Origin of the sequence: Bradyrhizobium sp. HKCCYLS3070 (assembly GCF_051167575.1) — a bacterium.
In the GTDB taxonomy this organism is placed as follows: domain Bacteria; phylum Pseudomonadota; class Alphaproteobacteria; order Rhizobiales; family Xanthobacteraceae; genus Bradyrhizobium.
Window position 1 is genome coordinate 197,548 of the sequence record NZ_JBNPTI010000001.1, and the last position, 17,898, is coordinate 215,445.

Here is a 17,898-nt window from a genome sequence, read left to right on the forward strand (position 1 = left end):
AGTAAAAGGCTGATGCGGAGTGTCAGCGGACGCGCCGTGCCCACCGCCCGTCGGTCGTAGTAATCGACCTCATAGTAGGACGGCAGGCACGCATCTTCCTTCACTCTGTCGAGCGAAGGCAGATGCCTTGTCCGTCCTGCGGGCTAAAGGCTCAATCCCTCACCGGCGCTTGAGGCGAACGCGGCGTAGGCCTTCAGGGCGGCGTAGCATCGTGCGGCGGCTGCGCTAACCCGCCCTACGGACTAACAACGCCATCAAAACCCGTACAGCTTCGCCGGATTATAGACCAGGATCTTCTCGCGGACCGCGGCGTCCGGCGCCCAGACCGGGAGCTGGTTCATCAGGCGGCCGTCGTCGATGGGATAGAAGGGCCTGATATCCGTGACCTTCAGTTCGGGATGCGGCGACGAATCCGGGTGGGGCCAGTCGGTGCCCCAGACGATGCGGTCCGGGTTGGCTTCGATCAGGGCCTTCGCGAACGGGATCACATCGGTGTAGTCGGGACCGCGGGTCGAGGCGCGGTAGGCGCCGGAAATCTTCACATAGGCCTTGCCGCTGCGGACGAGCTCGACCAGATCGGCAAAGCCCGGCTGCCCGAGGCCCAGATCGGCCTGCGCGCCGCCGAAATGGTCGAACACGGCCGGCACGGGCGATTGCATCACGAGGTCCTTGATGGCCGCGATCATCGCCGTGTTGGTGTAGAGCTGGACGTGCCAGCCCCGCGCCTTCATCCGCTCGACCGCGGCCTGGAAGCGGGCGCGGCCGACATTGGGGTCATTGATGCCACCGGTCGCGAGATTGAGGCGGATGCCGCGGAAGCCCTCGGCATGCATGGCATCCAATTGCGCCTCGGTGGTCTTGTCGTCGATGACGGCGACGCCGCGCGCGTCATTGCCGCGCGCCTTCATCCCGTACAGCGTCGCGGAGTTGTCGGTGCCGTAGACGCTTGGCGTCACGATCACCACGCGCTGGATGTGCAGGGCCTTGTGCAGCGCCGCCATCTCCTTGGGCAGGGCCGGCTCCGGCGTGTAGACGCGGTTCGCTGCAAACGGGAATTGTTTCGGATCACCGTGGATATGGGTGTGGCAGTCGCAGGCTTGCGCCGGCACGTCGAAATCGACCGGGGTCGAAGGTTGCGCCGGCTTGGCGCGCGCGGCTGTCGTGGTCATCGTCACTCCGGCGGCAAGTGAGGCGAGCAGCAGGCTGCGGCGATTCAACATGGCGATCCTTCCCAGGGCCTGGCGCGTGCATTGTGGCTGACGCGCTCATTGTCGATGAAGGGAGCCTGAACCCGCTGTCGTCAGTGGGCAACAACGAAGTGCGGCATGGCTGTTCGCAGGACGAGAGCGAGACGAGGAAGTCTATGGTGAGGCCGCGGCCGCCGGCCGCAGCAACCGGTCGGAAAGGACCGGTGCTGCCGACCGAACAGATCGGTCTTACTCCTTGACGATCCGCACCGCGCCCTTGGCGGCGCTCGACGCGAACGCGGCGTAGGCCTTCAGCGCGGTCGAGACCTTGCGGGCGCGCGTCTTCGGCTTCCAGGCTTGATCGCCCTTCGCCTCCATCGCGGCGCGGCGGTTGGCGAGCTCCTCGTCGGACACTGCGAGATGAATGGTGCGGCTGGGAATGTCGATCTCGATGCGGTCGCCGTCCTGCACCAGGCCGATCAGGCCGCCCTCGGCGGCTTCCGGCGAGACGTGGCCGATCGACAGCCCCGAGGTGCCGCCGGAGAAGCGGCCGTCGGTGATCAGGGCACAGGCCTTGCCGAGGCCCTTCGACTTCAGATAGCTGGTCGGATACAGCATCTCCTGCATGCCCGGGCCGCCGCGCGGGCCCTCATAGATGATGACGACGACGTCGCCGGCCTTGATCTTGTTGGTCAGGATCGCTTCGACCGCGGCGTCCTGGCTCTCCATCACGCGCGCAGGACCCGAGAACTTCAGGATCGAGGCATCGACGCCCGCGGTCTTCACGATGCAGCCGTCGCGCGCGATGTTGCCGGTCAGCACCGCGAGGCCGCCATCCTTGGAATAGGCATGCGCGAGGTCGCGGATGCAGCCCTTCTCGCGATCGAGATCTAGCTCCTGATAGCGGCGGTCCTGGCTGAACGCCACCTGCGTCGGCACGCCGCCGGGGGCGGCCATGTAGAAGTTCTTCACGCTCTCGCTCGACGTTTGGCGGATGTCCCAGCGCTCCAGCGCTGATGCCAGCGAGGCCGAATGCACGCTCGGCAATTCGGTGTGCAGCAGGCCGGCGCGGGCGAGCTCGCCGAGGATGCCCATCACGCCGCCGGCGCGATGCACGTCCTCCATGTGCACGTCGGCCACGGCCGGCGCGACCTTGCACAGGCAGGGGACCTTGCGCGAGAGGCGATCGATGTCGGTCATCGTGAACGGGATCTCGCCCTCATGCGCGGCGGCGAGCAGATGCAGCACGGTGTTGGTCGAGCCGCCCATCGCGATGTCCATGCTCATCGCGTTCTCGAACGCCTTGAAGTTGGCGATGTTGCGGGGGAGCACGGACGCATCGTCCTGCTCGTAATAGCGGCGGGCGAGGTCGACGACGAGATGACCGGCCTCGACGAACAGGCCGCGGCGGTCGGCATGGGTCGCCAGCACCGAGCCGTTGCCGGGCAGCGACAGGCCGAGCGCCTCAGTCAGGCAGTTCATCGAGTTCGCCGTGAACATGCCCGAGCAGGAGCCGCAGGTCGGGCAGGCCGAGCGCTCCATCACCTCGACATCGGCATCCGACACCTTGTCGTCGGCGGCCACGATCATCGCGTCGATCAGGTCGACCTTGCGCAGCTTGCCCTCGATGTTGACCTTGCCGGCCTCCATCGGGCCGCCCGAGACGAACACCGCGGGGATGTTGAGGCGCATCGCGGCCATCAGCATGCCGGGCGTGATCTTGTCGCAGTTGGAGATGCAGACCATGGCGTCGGCGCAGTGCGCGTTGACCATGTATTCGACGCTGTCGGCGATCAGCTCGCGCGACGGCAGGCTGTAGAGCATGCCGTCATGGCCCATCGCGATGCCGTCGTCGACGGCGATCGTGTTGAACTCCTTGGCGACGCCGCCGGCCTTCTCGATCTCGCGGGCGACCAGCTGGCCGAGGTCCTTGAGGTGAACATGGCCGGGCACGAACTGGGTGAAGGAGTTGACGACGGCAATGATCGGCTTGCCGAAATCCTCGTTGGTCATGCCGGTGGCGCGCCACAGGCCGCGGGCGCCGGCCATGTTGCGGCCATGGGTGGAGGTGCGGGAGCGATAGGCGGGCATGACGGTTTCCTTAGGCGTTCCTCGGGATCAGGCAATGTTGGTCCGCGGGCGGAAGGGTCCCGACAACCGACGGACGGCAATGATGCGGCGAGGCATACAGCGAAGTGCTTGATGATTCGACCCTAAATTTCGCTGTTCCGGGATGCCCTGCGGGCAGGGCCGGGGCCACGTGCCGCTGCCGGAGGGGCCGGCCGGCCCCGGTCACGCGTTTGTGGCTACGTGGGGAACAGGAAGGTCGCTTAGATTAGAACGGTCGAGTTTTGTTCGCCCCGATCCAGCCCGACGTTCCTGCCGCAGCCTCCGCCGCCCGCGCGTCCCATGCCGTCCGTCATCCGCTTCCGCCACCTGCCGACCCTTGCCGCGCTGCTTCTGGGCGTTCCCGGCGTCGCCTCGGCCCATGCCATCATCGTCTCGTCGCAGCCCGCGGCGGGTGGCACCATCGAGACGCAGGCGACAATGATCCGGCTGCGCTTCAACAGCCGCATCGATCACGCCCGCTCGCGGCTGAAGCTGCGCGCGCCCGACGGTGCCGAGCAGGCGCTTACTCCGGCAGTCGATGCGCCGGCCGACGAGATCGACGCCGAGGCCAAGGCGCTCAGCCCTGGCGCCTGGCACCTGCAATGGCAGGTGCTCAGCGTCGATGGCCACATCACCCGCGGCGACATTCCTTTCAACGTGCGCTAGCCGTGTCGCTGTTGCTCGACATCTTCGGCTATCTCTCGGTGGTGCTGCGCGGCCTGACCCTGCTGGCACAGTCCTTCACCATCGGCGGCTTGGCATTTCTGCTGTTGCTGCTGCGCCCGCTACAGCAAAGGCTGTCCGCTGACGCGATCGTGGTCGGGAAGCGCGGCCAGCGCTTCCTGCGCCGAAGCGCATTCGGCTGGTTCGCGGTCGTGCTGGCTTCGCTCGCAGTCAACATGGGTGCGCTGATCGGGACGCTCGATCTGTCGCTCGGCGCGGCGGCGAGCGCAGATTTCGCGCGCTCCGGCCTGGCTGTTGCCGCGTGCGCGCTCGGCATCGCCGTGCTCGCCCGGACCGGCAGTTGGGCCGCCTGGCGCGTCCTGACACTGACCGTGCTGGCCGTCTCAGCGCTGCTGCTGCAGCTCAACCTGACGCACGCGGTGAGCCGGCTCGAGGTACGCTGGCCGCTGCTCGCCGCCGACTTCCTTCACATGCTCGGCGCCGGCGTCTGGATCGGCGGCCTGCCGTATTTCCTGATGGCGCTGAACGGCTGCAAGGCGGATGACGATCTGCGCAGAATCGGACGGCGCTACTCGTTGATGTCGATGGTCTCGGTGGCAGCCATCGTGATCGGCGGCACCGTGATGGCGATCGCCTATCTCGGCTCGTTCGCGGCGATCTACGGTACGGCCTATGGTGTGATGACCTCGGCCAAGGTCGCGATGCTGCTGATGCTGCTCGCGCTCGGGGCGGGCAATTTCCTGGCCGTGGAGCGCCTGCGTCGCCGTGATCCCGCAGCGCCGCTGCTGCGGATGAAGCGCTTCGTCGAGGTCGAACTCGGCATCGGGTTGACGGTGCTCCTGACGGCGGGTTCGCTGACCTCGCTGCCGCCGGGCATCGACCTCAGTCAGGACCGCCTGAACTGGGCCGAGATCGTCGAGCGCGCCGCGCCGCAACGGCCGCGGCTGACCAGCCCCTCGGTCGACCAGCTCACGATCTCGCAGTTGCAGGCGAGGATCGACGCCGCCGACGCGCAGCGCGTGACGGCGCCGCAAGCCTACGTGCCGGGCGAGGGCGTGATCCTGCCGCGTAGCGCCGCCGATATCGCTTGGTCGGAATACAACCACCATTGGGCCGGCATCTTCGTCGTGCTGATCGGGCTGCTGGCGCTGATCGAACGCTTCGCCTGGGGACGCTGGGCGCGGCACTGGCCGTTGCTGTTCCTGGTGATGGCGGCGTTCCTGTTTCTCCGCGCCGACGAGATGGCCTGGCCGCTCGGCCCGATCGGGTTCTTCGCGTCGCTGCGCGATCCCGAAGTGGCGCAGCACCGGCTGTTCGTGGTGCTGATCGTCCTGTTCGGCCTGTTCGAATGGCGGGTGCGGCTGCGCGGGCAACAGGCGGGGCGGGCGGCGCTGGTGTTTCCGCTGACGGTCGCCGCCGGCGGCGCGCTGCTGCTGACCCATTCGCACGCCATCGCCAACATCAAGGATCAGCTCCTGATCGAGATGAGCCACACGCCGCTGGCGCTGTGCGGCATCATCGCCGGCTGGGCGCGCTGGCTCGAGCTGCGCCTGGACGGCCGCATCAGCCGCGCCGCCGCCTGGGTCTGGCCGGTGGCCTTCGTGCTGGTCGGGCTGATCCTGCTGGATTATCGCGAGGCGTGAGCAGCCTTACTGCTTCTGCAGGAACACGTAGTCCGCGGAATAGGCCACGCTGCGGAGTTGCCCGGCGGTCTCGCAGGCGCCCTCCAGCTTGCCGCCCGACGTGTTGATCCGCTGCACGGTGGTGACGTCCGATAGCACGCCCTTGCTGCCGCGGTGGGCGACGACGGCGAGCTTCAGCCAGGGAATGTCGTTGTCGGTGGCCCCGATGGCGGTGCCCTGGACGCGGCCGCCGACGATCGAGCCGTCCTGATGCTCCCAGCTCGGGCCGGCGTAGTGCCGACCGACGGTCTTGCCGTCCTCGAACAGACTGGCGATCGGTTCGCGAAAGGTCCAGGCGAGCTTGCCGTCCTTGTCGGTCTTGCATTCGTAGACCTGCGCGCCTTCGGCATGCAGCGTCAGCACGGCCTTTTCGCCGGCGGCGATCAGCGCGTCGGGAATCGTGGTCTCTGCAGCGTGGGAGGAGCCGATCTGGGCACCGAGCAACAGCAGGGCGAGCGATGAGGTCAAGCGCATGATCAGGTTCCTCGACAGCAGAAGTGAAACAGAAACGGGCCACGCTTGTGGCGCGGCCCGTTGATAGGTGACGAAACCAGAAGGCGAAAGTGGGGAAACTTACGCCGCCATCGCCTTGGTCAGGTTCTCGGCGATCTTGTCGAGGAAGCCGGTGGTCGAGAGCCAGCGCTGATCGGCGCCGACCAGGAGCGCGAGGTCCTTGGTCATGTAGCCGGACTCGACGGTGTCGACGCAGACCTTCTCCAGGGTGGCGGCGAACTTCGCCAGTTCGGCGTTGTTGTCGAGCTTGGCGCGGTGCGACAGGCCGCGGGTCCAGGCGAAGATCGAGGCGATCGAGTTGGTCGAGGTCTCCTTGCCCTTCTGGTGCTCGCGGAAGTGGCGGGTCACCGTGCCGTGGGCCGCCTCGGCCTCGACGGTCTGGCCGTCCGGGGTCATCAGCACCGAGGTCATCAGGCCGAGCGAGCCGTAGCCCTGCGCCACGGTGTCGGACTGCACGTCGCCGTCATAGTTCTTGCAGGCCCAGACATAGCCGCCCGACCACTTCAGCGCCGCGGCGACCATGTCGTCGATCAGGCGGTGCTCATAGGTGATCTTCTTGGCCTCGAACTTGTCCTTGAACTCCTTCTCGTACACCTCCTGGAAGATGTCCTTGAAGCGGCCGTCATAGACCTTCAGGATGGTGTTCTTGGTCGACAGGTAGACCGAGTAGTTCTTGGCGAGGCCCATGTTGAGCGAGGCGCGGGCGAAGTCGTAGATCGACTCGTCGAGGTTGTACATCTCCATCGCGACGCCGGCGCCGGGTGCCTTGAAGACCTCCTTCTCGATCACGGTGCCGTCGTCGCCGACGAACTTCATCGTCAGGACGCCCTTGCCGGGGAACTTGAAGTCGGTGGCGCGGTACTGGTCGCCATAGGCGTGGCGGCCGATGATGATCGGCTTGGTCCAGCCGGGAACGAGGCGCGGCACGTTCTTGCAGATGATCGGCTCGCGGAACACGACGCCGCCGAGGATGTTGCGGATGGTGCCGTTCGGCGACTTCCACATCTCCTTGAGGCCGAACTCCTTCACCCGGGCCTCGTCCGGGGTGATGGTGGCGCACTTCACGCCGACGCCGACCTTCTTGATGGCGTTGGCCGCATCGATCGTGATCTGGTCGTTGGTCTTGTCGCGGCTTTCCATCCCCAGGTCGAAATACATCAGGTCGATATCAAGGAAGGGGTTGATCAGCTTGTCCTTGATGTACTGCCAGATGATCCGGGTCATCTCGTCGCCGTCGAGCTCGACGACCGGGTTGGTCACCTTGATTTTTGCCATGATCGATGGGGCCTTCTTGGGAACAGCGCGCCAGGAATGGAAAGCGCTTGTGAAATCAAGCGCGTCATAGCACTGCTGCACCGCGGGCGGAAGCGCACCCGGTATGCGTCCGGTGCTGATTTTCGCAGCCCGCTCATGCGGTGGGCAACGGCGGCCGCGGGCCGGCCTGCCGTTTCGCGGAAACTGCAAAATTCAAGTGTAAGCCGATTATTTTGCTTGAGAATTCTCATCAGCCGGGCCAACGAGCGGGCAGGGCGCGATCGGCGCTTCAACTGGATCTGGAAGTCGAGGATTGAGCGTGTCGGGCACCGACAAGACGAAGGCGGGCGTGGAGATCGCAGGGCCAGTGGTGATCCTGGTCGAGCCGCAGCTCGGTGAGAACATCGGCATGGCCGCGCGCGCCATGGGCAATTTTGCGTTGTCGGAGCTGCGACTGGTCAACCCGCGCGACGGCTGGCCGAACATCGCAGCCCAACGGGCGGCGGCCGGGGCCGACCACATCATCGATCATGTCCGGCTGTTCGACACCCTGCCGGAGGCGATCGCCGACCTCGACCTGGTGTTCGCGACCACCGCCCGCGCCCACGACCAGGCCAAGCCGGTGATGGGACCAGAGGCGGCCGCCCGCGAGATGCAGGGCCAGATCGCCGGCGGCGGCCGGGCCGGCATCCTGTTCGGCCGCGAGCGGGCGGGGCTCACCAACGAGGAGGTCGCCCGCGCCAACCGCATCATCACCTACCCGGTCAACCCCGGCTTTGCCTCGCTGAACCTCGCCCAGGCGGTGCTGCTGATGGGCTATGAATGGTTCAAGCTGGTGACATCGGGCGCGCTGCCCTTCGCCATGCCCGAACGCTCGGAGCGCGCCAGCCAGGGACAGATGGAGGCGTTCTTCGAGAACCTGGTGCGCGAGCTCGACCGGGTCGAATTCCTGCGGCCCGCCGAGAAGCGCGAGACCATGCTGGTCAACCTGCGCAACATCTTCTTCCGCATGGAGCCGTCGCGGCAGGACATCCACACCCTGCACGGCGTGGTCATGGCGATCGCCGAGGGGCGCAAGGGGCCGGCCAAGGGCGGCGTGCTCGACAGCGAGCAGGCGACGCGGCTGCGGGCGCTGATCGCCGAGCAGGGCACGGTCGCCAACCTGCCGGATTCGCGCGGCTCGCTGCGCGGGCTGGCGCGGCTGCTCCGCCGCAACCCGACCGACGCCGAGCGCGCGCTGTGGCACGCGCTGTCGCGCGACCGCCGCTTCGCCGGCCAGTTCAAGCGCCAGACCCCGGTCGGCCGCCACATCCCCGACTTCGTCTCCTTCATCCACCGCCTCGCGATCGAGCTGGTCGGCCCCGACGAGAGCGAAGGCGTCGTCGCTGATCGCAGCGCAAGGCGGGCGTGGCTGGAAAGCCGCGACTATCGCGTCACCGAGGTGAAGGCGGCGGATGTCGAGGCGAATCTGGAGGCCGAGCTGGTGCGGCTGCAGGCGGTGATCGCCGCAGCCAAGTAGTCGCCGACGGTTGCATCGCGAGCCGCGTGGCGGCTATCAATGGCTTCGCGCGTCCGTTCATCACGCGCAAGCGTCGATTGAGTTGCCGCGTGGCATGCGCGGCCCTCGCAACTCATCCGCGCCCGGCAGGCCCCGAGTCTGCGATCTCGTTTACACCGGCTGAACGATGATTTGTGAACGCAATTCCAGATTGTGGTTCTCCCAATCGGTTCTGGTTAGATCGCAGCACCAAGAGCAAGACCTAAGGGGGCATTCATGGCTACGCGACGATGGCGCTCGATTCTGTGTTGTGCGTTGATCATCGGCTCGATCTTCGGCTTGTCGGCAAGCGCCGAACCGGCGGCACCGAAGCGGTGCACGACGGCGGCCGATCTCGGTGCCGACGAGCGCATCGCCGGCTGCACTGTCGTGATCGAGCGCGGCAAGCCGGCGACGCCGCAGGTGATCGAAGCCCGTTTCGCACGCGCCGGCGCCTACTTCCACAAGGGAGACGTCGAGCATGCGATCGACGACTACAAGATCGTCATCGAGCAGTCCTCGGCTGGTCTTCTTGCCGCATTCGATCGCGCCGCTCCTGATCTGCGCGAGAGCGAGCCGCAGCCGGGGTCGGGTTTCGGGCGGGCGTTCGGTCGCAACGGCTACCGCGCGCAGGCCTATCGCGCGCTGGGGATCGCAAGCTTCCAGGCCGGTCTCCTGGAGGAGGCGCAGGACGATTTCAGATGGCTCAGCGAGATCGATCCCCACAATGCCGAGGCGGCCTTGTGGCTGGATCTGGCGCGCCGCCGTGCCGGGCTGGGGAGCGAGCTCGCCGACCACGCGAAGCGGCTCGACATGGGTAAATGGCCGGCCCCGATCGTCCGTCTCTTCCTCGGGCAGGAAACGCCAGAGGCTGTGCTTGCGGCGGCCGACCGCGGTGCTCCCGTCACGCGCCGGGCACGGCGTTGCGAGGCGAGCTTCTTCGCCGCCGAGCTGATGCTCGACCAGAGTCGTGAGCGCGACGCCATGCAACTGATCGACCGGGCTCTCGCCGAGTGTCCGTTGACATCGCGCGAACGCTCGGTCGCCGAGGCGGAGGCGCGCGCGCTCCGCATCATGCCGTAAAAGTCATGCGGAGAGGCACGGCAATCCCGCAGCGAGCTGTTCTCCGGCCGCATGCTTAACGCGCGCGTGCGCATTTGAGTGAAAATGCCCGGTCAAATCCGCACGCGGCGGGTTACGGAACGCTCGGGTTCGAACGGTATGGTCTGCGCATTGCCCTTTCATCGTTGCAACTGTGCGGCCTTTCATCATGAACGAAACCAGATCCGTGTTGCGGGACCTCGAGGACGCGATTGCGCGGGGGACCGCGGACAGCCGCGAGCGCGCGCTGTGGCATGCGACCGACCTGCTGATCGCGGGGCGCTACTGCGAGGAGGAGATCGCCACCTTCGGCGAGGTGATCGGCCGGCTCGCCGACGAGATCGAGATCGAAGCGCGCGCCAAGCTCGCGGATCGCCTCGCCAGGATCGAATATTCGCCGGCCAGCGTCATCCGCAAGCTCGCCTTCGACGACGAGATCTGGGTCGCCGGCCCGGTGTTGCGCGAATCCGAGCGGCTCGATGACGCCACGCTGGTCGAGAACGCCAGCACCAAGAGCCAGGACCATCTGCTCGCGATCGCCGAACGAAAGACGTTGAGCCCGGCCGTGACCGACGTGCTGGCGACGCGCGGCGACCGTGCCGTCGCCACGGCGGTGGCGCGCAATCAGGGCGCCCAGTTCTCCGGCGCCGGATTCCTGCACATGGTCAAGCGGGCCGAGAACGACTCGATTCTCGCCGAGCATCTCGGCCGCCGGCTCGACATCCCCCGCCATCTGTTCCAGCAACTCATCGCCAAGGCCTCGGACGATGTCGGCAAGCGGCTGGCCAGCGAGCGCCCCGAACTGCTCGGCGAGATCAACAGCTCGGTCGCCAACATCGCCGGCGACCTGCAGTCGAAGTTCGGACCCGGCTCGCGCAACTACTTCGTCGCCAAGCGGACCGTGACGATCCAGCACCGCCTCGGCAATCTGCACGAGAGCACCATCGCCGGCTATGCGACCGCGCACAAGGTCGAGGAGGTGACGATCGGCCTCGCGCTGCTGTCGGGACTGCCGGTCGACGTCGTCGAGCGTGCCTTGTTCGACCGCAACCGCGAGATGCTGCTGATGCTCGCCAAGGCGCTTGGCTTTACCTGGGATACGATGATGGCGCTCGCGTTCCTCGGCGCCCGCGACCACCGCATCACGGCCGGCGAGTTGCAGGAGCTGGAGCGTGACTATGCCAAGCTCCAGTCGCTGACATCGCGCAGCGTGCTCGAATTCTATCAGTCCCGCAAGAATCCAGGCAAAGGCGGCAAGGCATCCGCGCCGCGCGCCGTGGCCTATTGAACCTGCAGCGACGGATGGAGGTGATCGCGGATGAAGGGTATGGGACTTCCTCTTCGCAGAGAGCAACGGCTCGGCCATCGCGAGGCGCCTGCGGACCGCGCGGCGGTCGATGCGGCCTGGCACGTGCTCGAAGCGGCCAACGAGCTCGGCGATGAGGCTGCGGTGGCCGCCTGCCGCCGCGTCATCGATGCCAGCCTCAACGGCGCGGGCGCAGACCAGGCGGACCTGAAGCTGGTAACGGAGTATTTCCGCTAGTTCTGTCGCTCGGTTCGCGGGGCAGGGCGGCTCAGACCGCAGCGAGCTGCGGGCCCGCCGCCTTGCTGTTGCGCTGGCCCGCCTTCAGCTTCGCCGGTTCGATCAGCGCCTTCGCCGCCAGCCCGGCGGTGTCCGCGACCTCGGGATTGCGCGACACCATCGCCGCCACGATCGCGCCGTCGATCAGCAGTGCAAGCTGATGCGAGAAGCTCTCCGGCTCGGCAGCGCCCATCTCACGGGCGAGCTTCTCGATATGCGCCAGCACCACTTTCTTGTGGCGCATTGCGATGGTGCGAAACTGCTTCTGGTCCTTGTCGTGCTCGCCGACCGCATTGATGAAGGGGCAGCCGTAGAAGCGCTCCTCGCCGAACCAGCTCTTCAGCGCCGGAAAGATGCGTGCCAGCTTGGTCTCGGCGTCACCGCCGCCGCTCTCCATTTCCGCGATGAACCATTCGCGCCACTGCTTGCCTTCGCTTTCCAGCACGGCGGTGACCAGCGCGGTCTTCGATCCGAACAGCTTGTAGAGCGTGGTCTTCGCGGTGCCGGCCTCGCTGATGATCGCATCGATCCCGGTGGCATTGATGCCGTTCTTGCAGAACAGCCGCGTGGCGGCGCCGAGCAGACGGCCGCGCGCGGATTCGTCATCGCCAGCCGAGATCGTCCTCGCGATCGCCTGCTTCTTGCCGGTTTGTTTGCCCGCAACTGACTTTGCCATGCGTGCAAGCTTAATCGCTGTGCGCGTGAGTCAGCAAGACTGCTGATGTGCTCGAGGCAGCGTTGCGCTCAATTTGATCTCCGAAGGCGGCATTCTGCACTGCGCTTGGGCAGCGGAGGGGACGCAGCGGCTCGCCACTTGCCGCGATGATCGCGTAAGCCGCGAGGATCACTCCGGCTTTTGATTTTCGGCCTCTCTGGCACGCTTCGTGCAGGATACAGACCGTTCGGTATCCTCATCCCAGGGAGAGAAATGAGATGACCGCTGTGGTTCAGAAGACGGCGCTGACGGGCTGCCTCGCACCCATCGACAAGAACGGGCTTGAACAGCTCATCGTCAACGGCAAGGCCAACCCCAAGGTCATCAAGACCCTGAAGTGCAAGACCGTCGCCGAGGGCAAGTTCCGCCACGCCAACTACATCCGCAACCTCGCGCCCTACATCGTCGACGAGCCGCCGGGGCTGCTCGGTGACGACACCGCGCCGAATCCGTCGGAAGCCTCGCTCGCCGCGCTCGGCTCCTGCCTGGCCGTCGGCCTGCATGCCAATGCGGTGCATCGCGGTTGGATCGTCAACAAGCTCGAGCTGGAGCTCGAGGGCGATCTCAACATCACCGCAGTCTGGGGCACCGGCGACGTCAGCGAGAAGCCGGTCGGCTTCACCGACGTCCGCGTCAAGGTCGACATGGAGTGCGAGGGCATTCCGCAGGAGGAGGTCAAGGCGCTGATCGACCACGTCAAGAAGTGGTCGCCGGTCGCCAACACCTTCACGCGTCCGGTCAATCTCGAGGTCGGGATCTGAGGCGGCCCTCGAGGTCAGCGTAGCGGAGGACGTCATGAACTCAGTAGTCTCGGGTTCACTCGGACAGCATCTGGCGGTCGACGGCGCGGGCGTCATGCCCATACCGTCGACCGTGGAGCAGGTCACGGCGATCGCGCGCAAGGAGCTCGCGCCGCTGGCCGCTGGCATCGACGCCGGGACGGTGTACCCGGCCGACGTGCTCCGCCGCTTCGGCGAGGTCGGCGCGTGGAGCAGCCACGTGCCGGAAAATGGCGCGGCGGATCTCAACTGCGCGATCGACACCATCGGCGCGATCGGTGAGGTCTGCGGCGCCTCTGCCTTCATGGCGTGGTGCCAGAACACGCTGGTCTGGTACATCGCCAACTCGCCCAACAAGGCGCTCGTCGACCGTCTTCTCGACGACGCCGCGAGCGGCCGGTTGCTCGGTGGCACCGGCTTGTCCAATCCGATGAAGAGCTTCTTCGGTATCGAGAAGCTCAAGCTCAGGGGGCGCAAGGTCGAGGGCGGCTACGTCGTGCGCGGCGTGCTGCCCTGGGTCTCGAACCTCGGGCCGGACCACATGTTCGGCACGATCTTCGAGCGTGAGGACGCGCCCGGCGAGATCGTGATGTTCATCGCCGACTGTGCCGATCCGGCGGTGACCCTGCAGCCATGCCAGCCGTTCCTGGCGATGGACGGCACCGGCACCTACGGCATCCAGTTTCGCGACCTGTTCGTGCCGGACGAACTGATCCTGGCCGATCCCGCCGGTCCCTTCGTCAAGAAGATCCGTGCCGGATTCATCATGTTGCAGGCCGGCATGGCGCTCGGCCTGATCAAGGACTGCATCAAGATCATGCAGGAGGTCGAGGCGCCGCTCGGCCACGTCAACCGCTATCTGCCGCAGCAGCCGGTCGATTTCAGCGCGCTCGCCGATGAACTCGCGAAGGAGACGGCCGAACTCGCCAGCGATCCGTTCAACCCCGACGAGACTTATTGGCGCAAGGTCGTGGCGCTGCGCCTGCGTGCCGGCGAGGCCAGCGTCGCTGCGGCTCATGCCGCGATGCTCCATTGCGGAGCCCGCGGCTACCTCAAGGGCAATCGCGCCGAACGTCGCCTGCGCGAGGCCTATTTCGTCGCGATCGTGACTCCCGCGACCAAGCAGCTCCGCAAGATGCTCGCCGACGGCTGACGCCGGCGAGAACGGCAAACCAACAAATCCCAACCAGGAGAGGCCTGCCATGACGGACGTTCTGATTACAGCCGGCGAACTCGCTGAGTTCACCAAGACCGAGCCGTGTGTCGTGATCGACACCCGCAATCCCGATGCCTACGCCGCGGGACATCTCCCCGGCGCCGTCAACGTCCACGAGATCTTCACCTATCTCGCGACGTCCACGCCGGAAGGCATGGAGGAATTGAAGACGAAGTTTGCGGACGCGTTCGGCGCCGCCGGCCTTTCGGGCGCCGAGACCGCCGTCGTCTACGAACAGTCGATGAACTCCGGCTTCGGCCAGTCGTGCCGCGGCTATTTCCTGCTCACGATGCTCGGCTATCCCAAGGTCAAGGTGCTGCATGGCGGCTACGATGCCTGGGTGGCCGCCGGCATGCCGGTGACGACCGACGTGCCGTCGCCGGCCAAGGCCTCGTTCGCCATCGTGCCGGAGGCGGGCAGCATCCTGATCGACGCCAAGGCGATGCTGGCGGCGGTTGGCAATCCCGCTATCGCGATCCTCGACGTCCGCGATGTCGATGAGTGGATCGGCGATTCCTCCTCGCCCTACGGCAAGGATTTCTGTCCGCGCAAAGGCCGCATCCCCGGCGCCGTCTGGCTCGAATGGTACCGCATGATGAAGCCGACCGCCGAAGGCCCGCGCTTCAAGTCGAAGGACGAGATCCTCGCCGAATGCGCCACCGTCGGCATCACGGTCGACACGCCGGTTTATCTCTACTGCTTCAAGGGCGCGCGGGCCTCGAACACCTTCCTGGCGCTGAAGAACGCCGGCGTGAAGGATGTGCGGATGTACTTCGGCTCGTGGAACGAGTGGTCGCGCGACCCGTCCCTGCCGATCGAGGAAGGACTTCCGATGCCGGCGATGACCAGCAAGGCGGCATAGAAGCTGCATGTTAAGCACGTCCGGCCGCTGAAAAATGCGGCCGGATGAGCAGTTCGAAGGCGCTGACAGCGCAGGTGTGACAAAGGGGCGCAGCACATGTCGATTTTCGATGATCCGTTCGATGCCGATTCACGCGTGAATGCCGGTTGTATCTGCGGCCAGCATCGCAGCCCGGCCGAACATGAGCACGCCGCGCTGGCGCTGCGCTGCGAGCCCGTGGCGGACTCCACCGAGAAGCGCTACCAGAACGTGGTCGCGTCAGCCGTGCTGCGCGCGGTGTTTCCGCAAGCTGCCACCCGCCGCGCGTTTCTGAAGTCGGTCGGCGCCGCCACTGCGCTCGCCGCAGTGTCCCAGTTCTTCCCGCTGAAGACCGCGACCGAGGCGTTCGCCGAAGCGGGCACGCCCGAGAAGAAGGATCTCAAGGTCGGCTTCATCCCGATCACCTGCGCGACCCCGATCATCATGGCGGCGCCGCTCGGCTTCTATGCCAAGGCCGGGCTGAACGTCGAGGTCGTCAAGACCGCCGGCTGGGCCGTCATCCGCGACAAGACCATCAACAAGGAATACGACGCCTCGCACATGCTGGCGCCGATGCCGATCGCGATCTCGCTCGGCCTCGGTGCACAGCCGATCCCGTTCACCGTGCCCGCGATCGAGAACATCAACGGGCAGGGCATTACGCTTGCGATGAAGCACAAGGACAAGCGCAACCCGAAGGACTGGAAGGGCATGAAGTTCGCCATTCCGTTCGACTATTCGATGCACAACTATCTCCTGCGCTATTATCTCGCCGAGCACGGCATCGATCCCGACACCGACGTGCAGCTGCGCTCGGTGCCGCCGCCGGAGATGGTCGCGAACCTGCGCGCCGACAACATCGACGGCTTCCTCGCGCCCGACAACATCTGCCAGCGCGCGATCTTTGACGGCGTCGGCTTCCTGCACATCCTGTCGAAGGAGATCTGGGACGGTCACCCCTGCTGCAGCTTCGCGGCGAGCCGCGAGTTCATCACCACGGCGCCGAACAGCTTTGCCGCTCTCACCCGCGCCATCGTCGATGCCACCGCGTACGCGTCGAAGGCTGAGAACCGCAAGCAGATCGCGGAGGCGATCGCTCCGGCGAATTACATCAATGCGCCGGTGACCGTCATGGAGCAGGTCTTGACCGGCACCTACGCCGATGGCCTCGGCGGCGTGAAGACCGATCCGAAGCGCGTCGATTTCGATCCGTTCCCGTGGCAGTCCTTCGCGGTGTGGATGCTGACGCAGATGAAGCGCTGGGGGCAGATCAAGGGCGACGTCGACTACAAGGCGGTCGCCGAGCAGATCTATCTCGCCACCGACACCCGCAAGGTCATGACCGACATGGGCCTGACGCCGCCGACGGACTCCTACAAATCGTTCTCGGTGATGGGCAAGCCGTTCGATCCGACCAAGCCGGACGACTACGTCGCCAGCTTCAAGATCAAGAAGGCGTCGTGATGGGGGGAATGGGCGCGACGCTGCTGATCCCACCCATGGTGATGAACACGCCGCCAACCACACCACCGGTGTCGTCCCCGCGAACGCGGGGACCCATACGCCGTGACCTGTCTTGGGGCGGGGGCGGTAGCGACAATCGTTTCCACCAACTGCCGACGGTGGTTATGGGTCCCTGCGTTCGCAGGGACGACACCGTAAGTGGAGCGCCGGCATGACCGCCTCTCTTCGCCTCCGCGCCGCCGTGGTTTCCATCGTGCTGCTCGCCGTGTTCCTCGGCGCCTGGCATATCGCGACGCGCAGCACGGGCGCCGCGGCCAACATGAGCCCGGAATACGCCAAGCTGATGGGCATGACGGCCACGCAGGGCAAGTCGGCGATGCCCGGGCCGCTCGATGTCGGTGCCAAGCTGTGGGAGCATCTGCGGCGGCCGTTCTACGACAATGGTCCGAACGACAAGGGGCTCGGCATCCAGCTCGCCTTCTCGATCGGGCGGGTCATGCTCGGCTACCTGATCGCAGTCGCGGTCGCGATCCCGCTCGGCTTCCTGATCGGCATGTCGCCCTTGATGAGCAAGGCGCTCGATCCGTTCATCCAGATTCTCAAACCGATCTCGCCGCTCGCCTGGATGCCGCTCGCGCTCTACACCATCAAGGATTCCAGCCTGTCGGCGATCTTCGTGATCTTCATCTGCTCGGTGTGGCCGATGCTCATCAACACCGCCTTCGGCGTCGCCAGCGTGCGCAAGGAATGGATCAACGTCGCCCGCACGCTCGAGGTCGGGAATTTCCGCCGGGCCTTCACGGTCATCCTGCCGGCTGCGGCGCCGACGATCCTCACCGGCATGCGGATCTCGATCGGCATCGCCTGGCTCGTCATCGTCGCCGCCGAGATGCTCGTCGGGGGCACCGGCATCGGCTACTTCGTCTGGAACGAGTGGAACAACCTCTCGATCACCAACGTGATCATCGCGATCCTGCTGATCGGCCTTGTCGGCATGGTGCTGGATCAGATGCTGGCCCGCGTCTCGCGACTCGTGACGTTTCCGGAGTAGGGCGGTGATGATGAAGCGAGCTGCTGCAACGCGCGTACCTCTGTTCCCCTCCCCCTTGTGGGGAGGGGTTAGGGGTGGGGGTGCCCCAGGCGCGAGTCCCCGTGGGGGACCCCCCTCCCTGACCCTCCCCCACAAGGGGGGAGG

General features: G+C 66.1%; 16 protein-coding genes. 11 read left to right on the forward strand and 5 right to left on the reverse strand.

Annotation, left to right across the window (positions count from 1 at the left end):
* Nucleotides 1-254 precede the first annotated feature (254 nt).
* On the reverse strand, nucleotides 255-1,220 hold the full coding sequence (locus ACQR03_RS00825; RefSeq protein ID WP_434841549.1) for an amidohydrolase family protein: 966 nt from the start codon (nucleotides 1,218-1,220) through the stop codon (nucleotides 255-257).
* A 216-nt stretch (nucleotides 1,221-1,436) separates the two neighbouring features.
* A complete protein-coding gene (gene ilvD, locus ACQR03_RS00830; protein WP_315749280.1) occupies nucleotides 1,437-3,278 on the reverse strand; it encodes a dihydroxy-acid dehydratase in 1,842 nt (613 codons plus the stop codon).
* A 318-nt stretch (nucleotides 3,279-3,596) separates the two neighbouring features.
* Between ilvD and ACQR03_RS00835 the strand changes: the two genes are divergently transcribed.
* Nucleotides 3,597-3,962 carry a copper resistance CopC family protein gene (locus tag ACQR03_RS00835; protein ID WP_434841548.1) on the forward strand — a complete coding sequence of 122 codons (366 nt, stop codon included), beginning with the start codon at nucleotides 3,597-3,599 and terminating at the stop codon, nucleotides 3,960-3,962.
* A gap of 2 nt (nucleotides 3,963-3,964) precedes the next feature.
* Complete coding sequence (locus tag ACQR03_RS00840) at nucleotides 3,965-5,623, forward strand: copper resistance D family protein (RefSeq protein WP_434841547.1); 1,659 nt, start codon at nucleotides 3,965-3,967, stop codon at nucleotides 5,621-5,623.
* Between the two features lie 6 nt (nucleotides 5,624-5,629).
* Here the strand turns inward: ACQR03_RS00840 and ACQR03_RS00845 are convergent, their stop codons facing one another.
* Both ACQR03_RS00845 and ACQR03_RS00850 read right to left on the reverse strand, forming a co-directional pair.
* A complete protein-coding gene (locus ACQR03_RS00845) occupies nucleotides 5,630-6,136 on the reverse strand; it encodes a DUF3455 domain-containing protein (protein WP_434841546.1) in 507 nt (168 codons plus the stop codon).
* 99 nt (nucleotides 6,137-6,235) lie between these two features.
* On the reverse strand, nucleotides 6,236-7,450 hold the full coding sequence (locus ACQR03_RS00850; protein ID WP_315714857.1) for an NADP-dependent isocitrate dehydrogenase: 1,215 nt from the start codon (nucleotides 7,448-7,450) through the stop codon (nucleotides 6,236-6,238).
* A 298-nt stretch (nucleotides 7,451-7,748) separates the two neighbouring features.
* Here ACQR03_RS00850 and ACQR03_RS00855 point away from each other — a divergent pair, with 298 nt between their 5' ends.
* The 4 genes from ACQR03_RS00855 to ACQR03_RS00870 all read left to right on the forward strand — a co-directional run bounded on the left by ACQR03_RS00855 (nucleotide 7,749) and on the right by ACQR03_RS00870 (nucleotide 11,610).
* A complete protein-coding gene (locus tag ACQR03_RS00855) occupies nucleotides 7,749-8,948 on the forward strand; it encodes a TrmJ/YjtD family RNA methyltransferase (protein ID WP_315749285.1) in 1,200 nt (399 codons plus the stop codon).
* A 255-nt stretch (nucleotides 8,949-9,203) separates the two neighbouring features.
* Nucleotides 9,204-10,049 (forward strand): hypothetical protein, encoded by an 846-nt coding sequence (locus ACQR03_RS00860; protein WP_315749286.1) that lies wholly within the window; start codon nucleotides 9,204-9,206, stop codon nucleotides 10,047-10,049.
* Between the two features lie 187 nt (nucleotides 10,050-10,236).
* Nucleotides 10,237-11,355, forward strand: a complete 1,119-nt coding sequence (locus ACQR03_RS00865; RefSeq protein ID WP_315826317.1) for a DUF2336 domain-containing protein — start codon at nucleotides 10,237-10,239, stop codon at nucleotides 11,353-11,355.
* A gap of 39 nt (nucleotides 11,356-11,394) precedes the next feature.
* Entirely contained in the window at nucleotides 11,395-11,610 is a 216-nt protein-coding gene (locus tag ACQR03_RS00870; protein WP_315714853.1) for a hypothetical protein, read from the forward strand.
* 31 nt (nucleotides 11,611-11,641) lie between these two features.
* Here ACQR03_RS00870 and ACQR03_RS00875 read toward each other — a convergent pair whose 3' ends face one another.
* Nucleotides 11,642-12,325 carry a TetR/AcrR family transcriptional regulator gene (locus ACQR03_RS00875; RefSeq protein ID WP_315714852.1) on the reverse strand — a complete coding sequence of 228 codons (684 nt, stop codon included), beginning with the start codon at nucleotides 12,323-12,325 and terminating at the stop codon, nucleotides 11,642-11,644.
* 257 nt (nucleotides 12,326-12,582) lie between these two features.
* Between ACQR03_RS00875 and ACQR03_RS00880 the strand changes: the two genes are divergently transcribed.
* From ACQR03_RS00880 to ntrB, 5 genes are all read left to right on the forward strand, one after another.
* Nucleotides 12,583-13,125 (forward strand): OsmC family protein, encoded by a 543-nt coding sequence (locus tag ACQR03_RS00880; protein WP_172113730.1) that lies wholly within the window; start codon nucleotides 12,583-12,585, stop codon nucleotides 13,123-13,125.
* Nucleotides 13,126-13,159: 34 nt separating this feature from the next.
* Complete coding sequence (locus tag ACQR03_RS00885; protein ID WP_409977891.1) at nucleotides 13,160-14,296, forward strand: acyl-CoA dehydrogenase family protein; 1,137 nt, start codon at nucleotides 13,160-13,162, stop codon at nucleotides 14,294-14,296.
* Between the two features lie 49 nt (nucleotides 14,297-14,345).
* On the forward strand, nucleotides 14,346-15,221 hold the full coding sequence (locus ACQR03_RS00890; RefSeq protein ID WP_315714850.1) for a sulfurtransferase: 876 nt from the start codon (nucleotides 14,346-14,348) through the stop codon (nucleotides 15,219-15,221).
* Between the two features lie 96 nt (nucleotides 15,222-15,317).
* Entirely contained in the window at nucleotides 15,318-16,703 is a 1,386-nt protein-coding gene (locus ACQR03_RS00895; protein ID WP_434841545.1) for a CmpA/NrtA family ABC transporter substrate-binding protein, read from the forward strand.
* A gap of 211 nt (nucleotides 16,704-16,914) precedes the next feature.
* A complete protein-coding gene (gene ntrB, locus ACQR03_RS00900) occupies nucleotides 16,915-17,754 on the forward strand; it encodes a nitrate ABC transporter permease (RefSeq protein ID WP_434841544.1) in 840 nt (279 codons plus the stop codon).
* Nucleotides 17,755-17,898 lie beyond the last annotated feature (144 nt).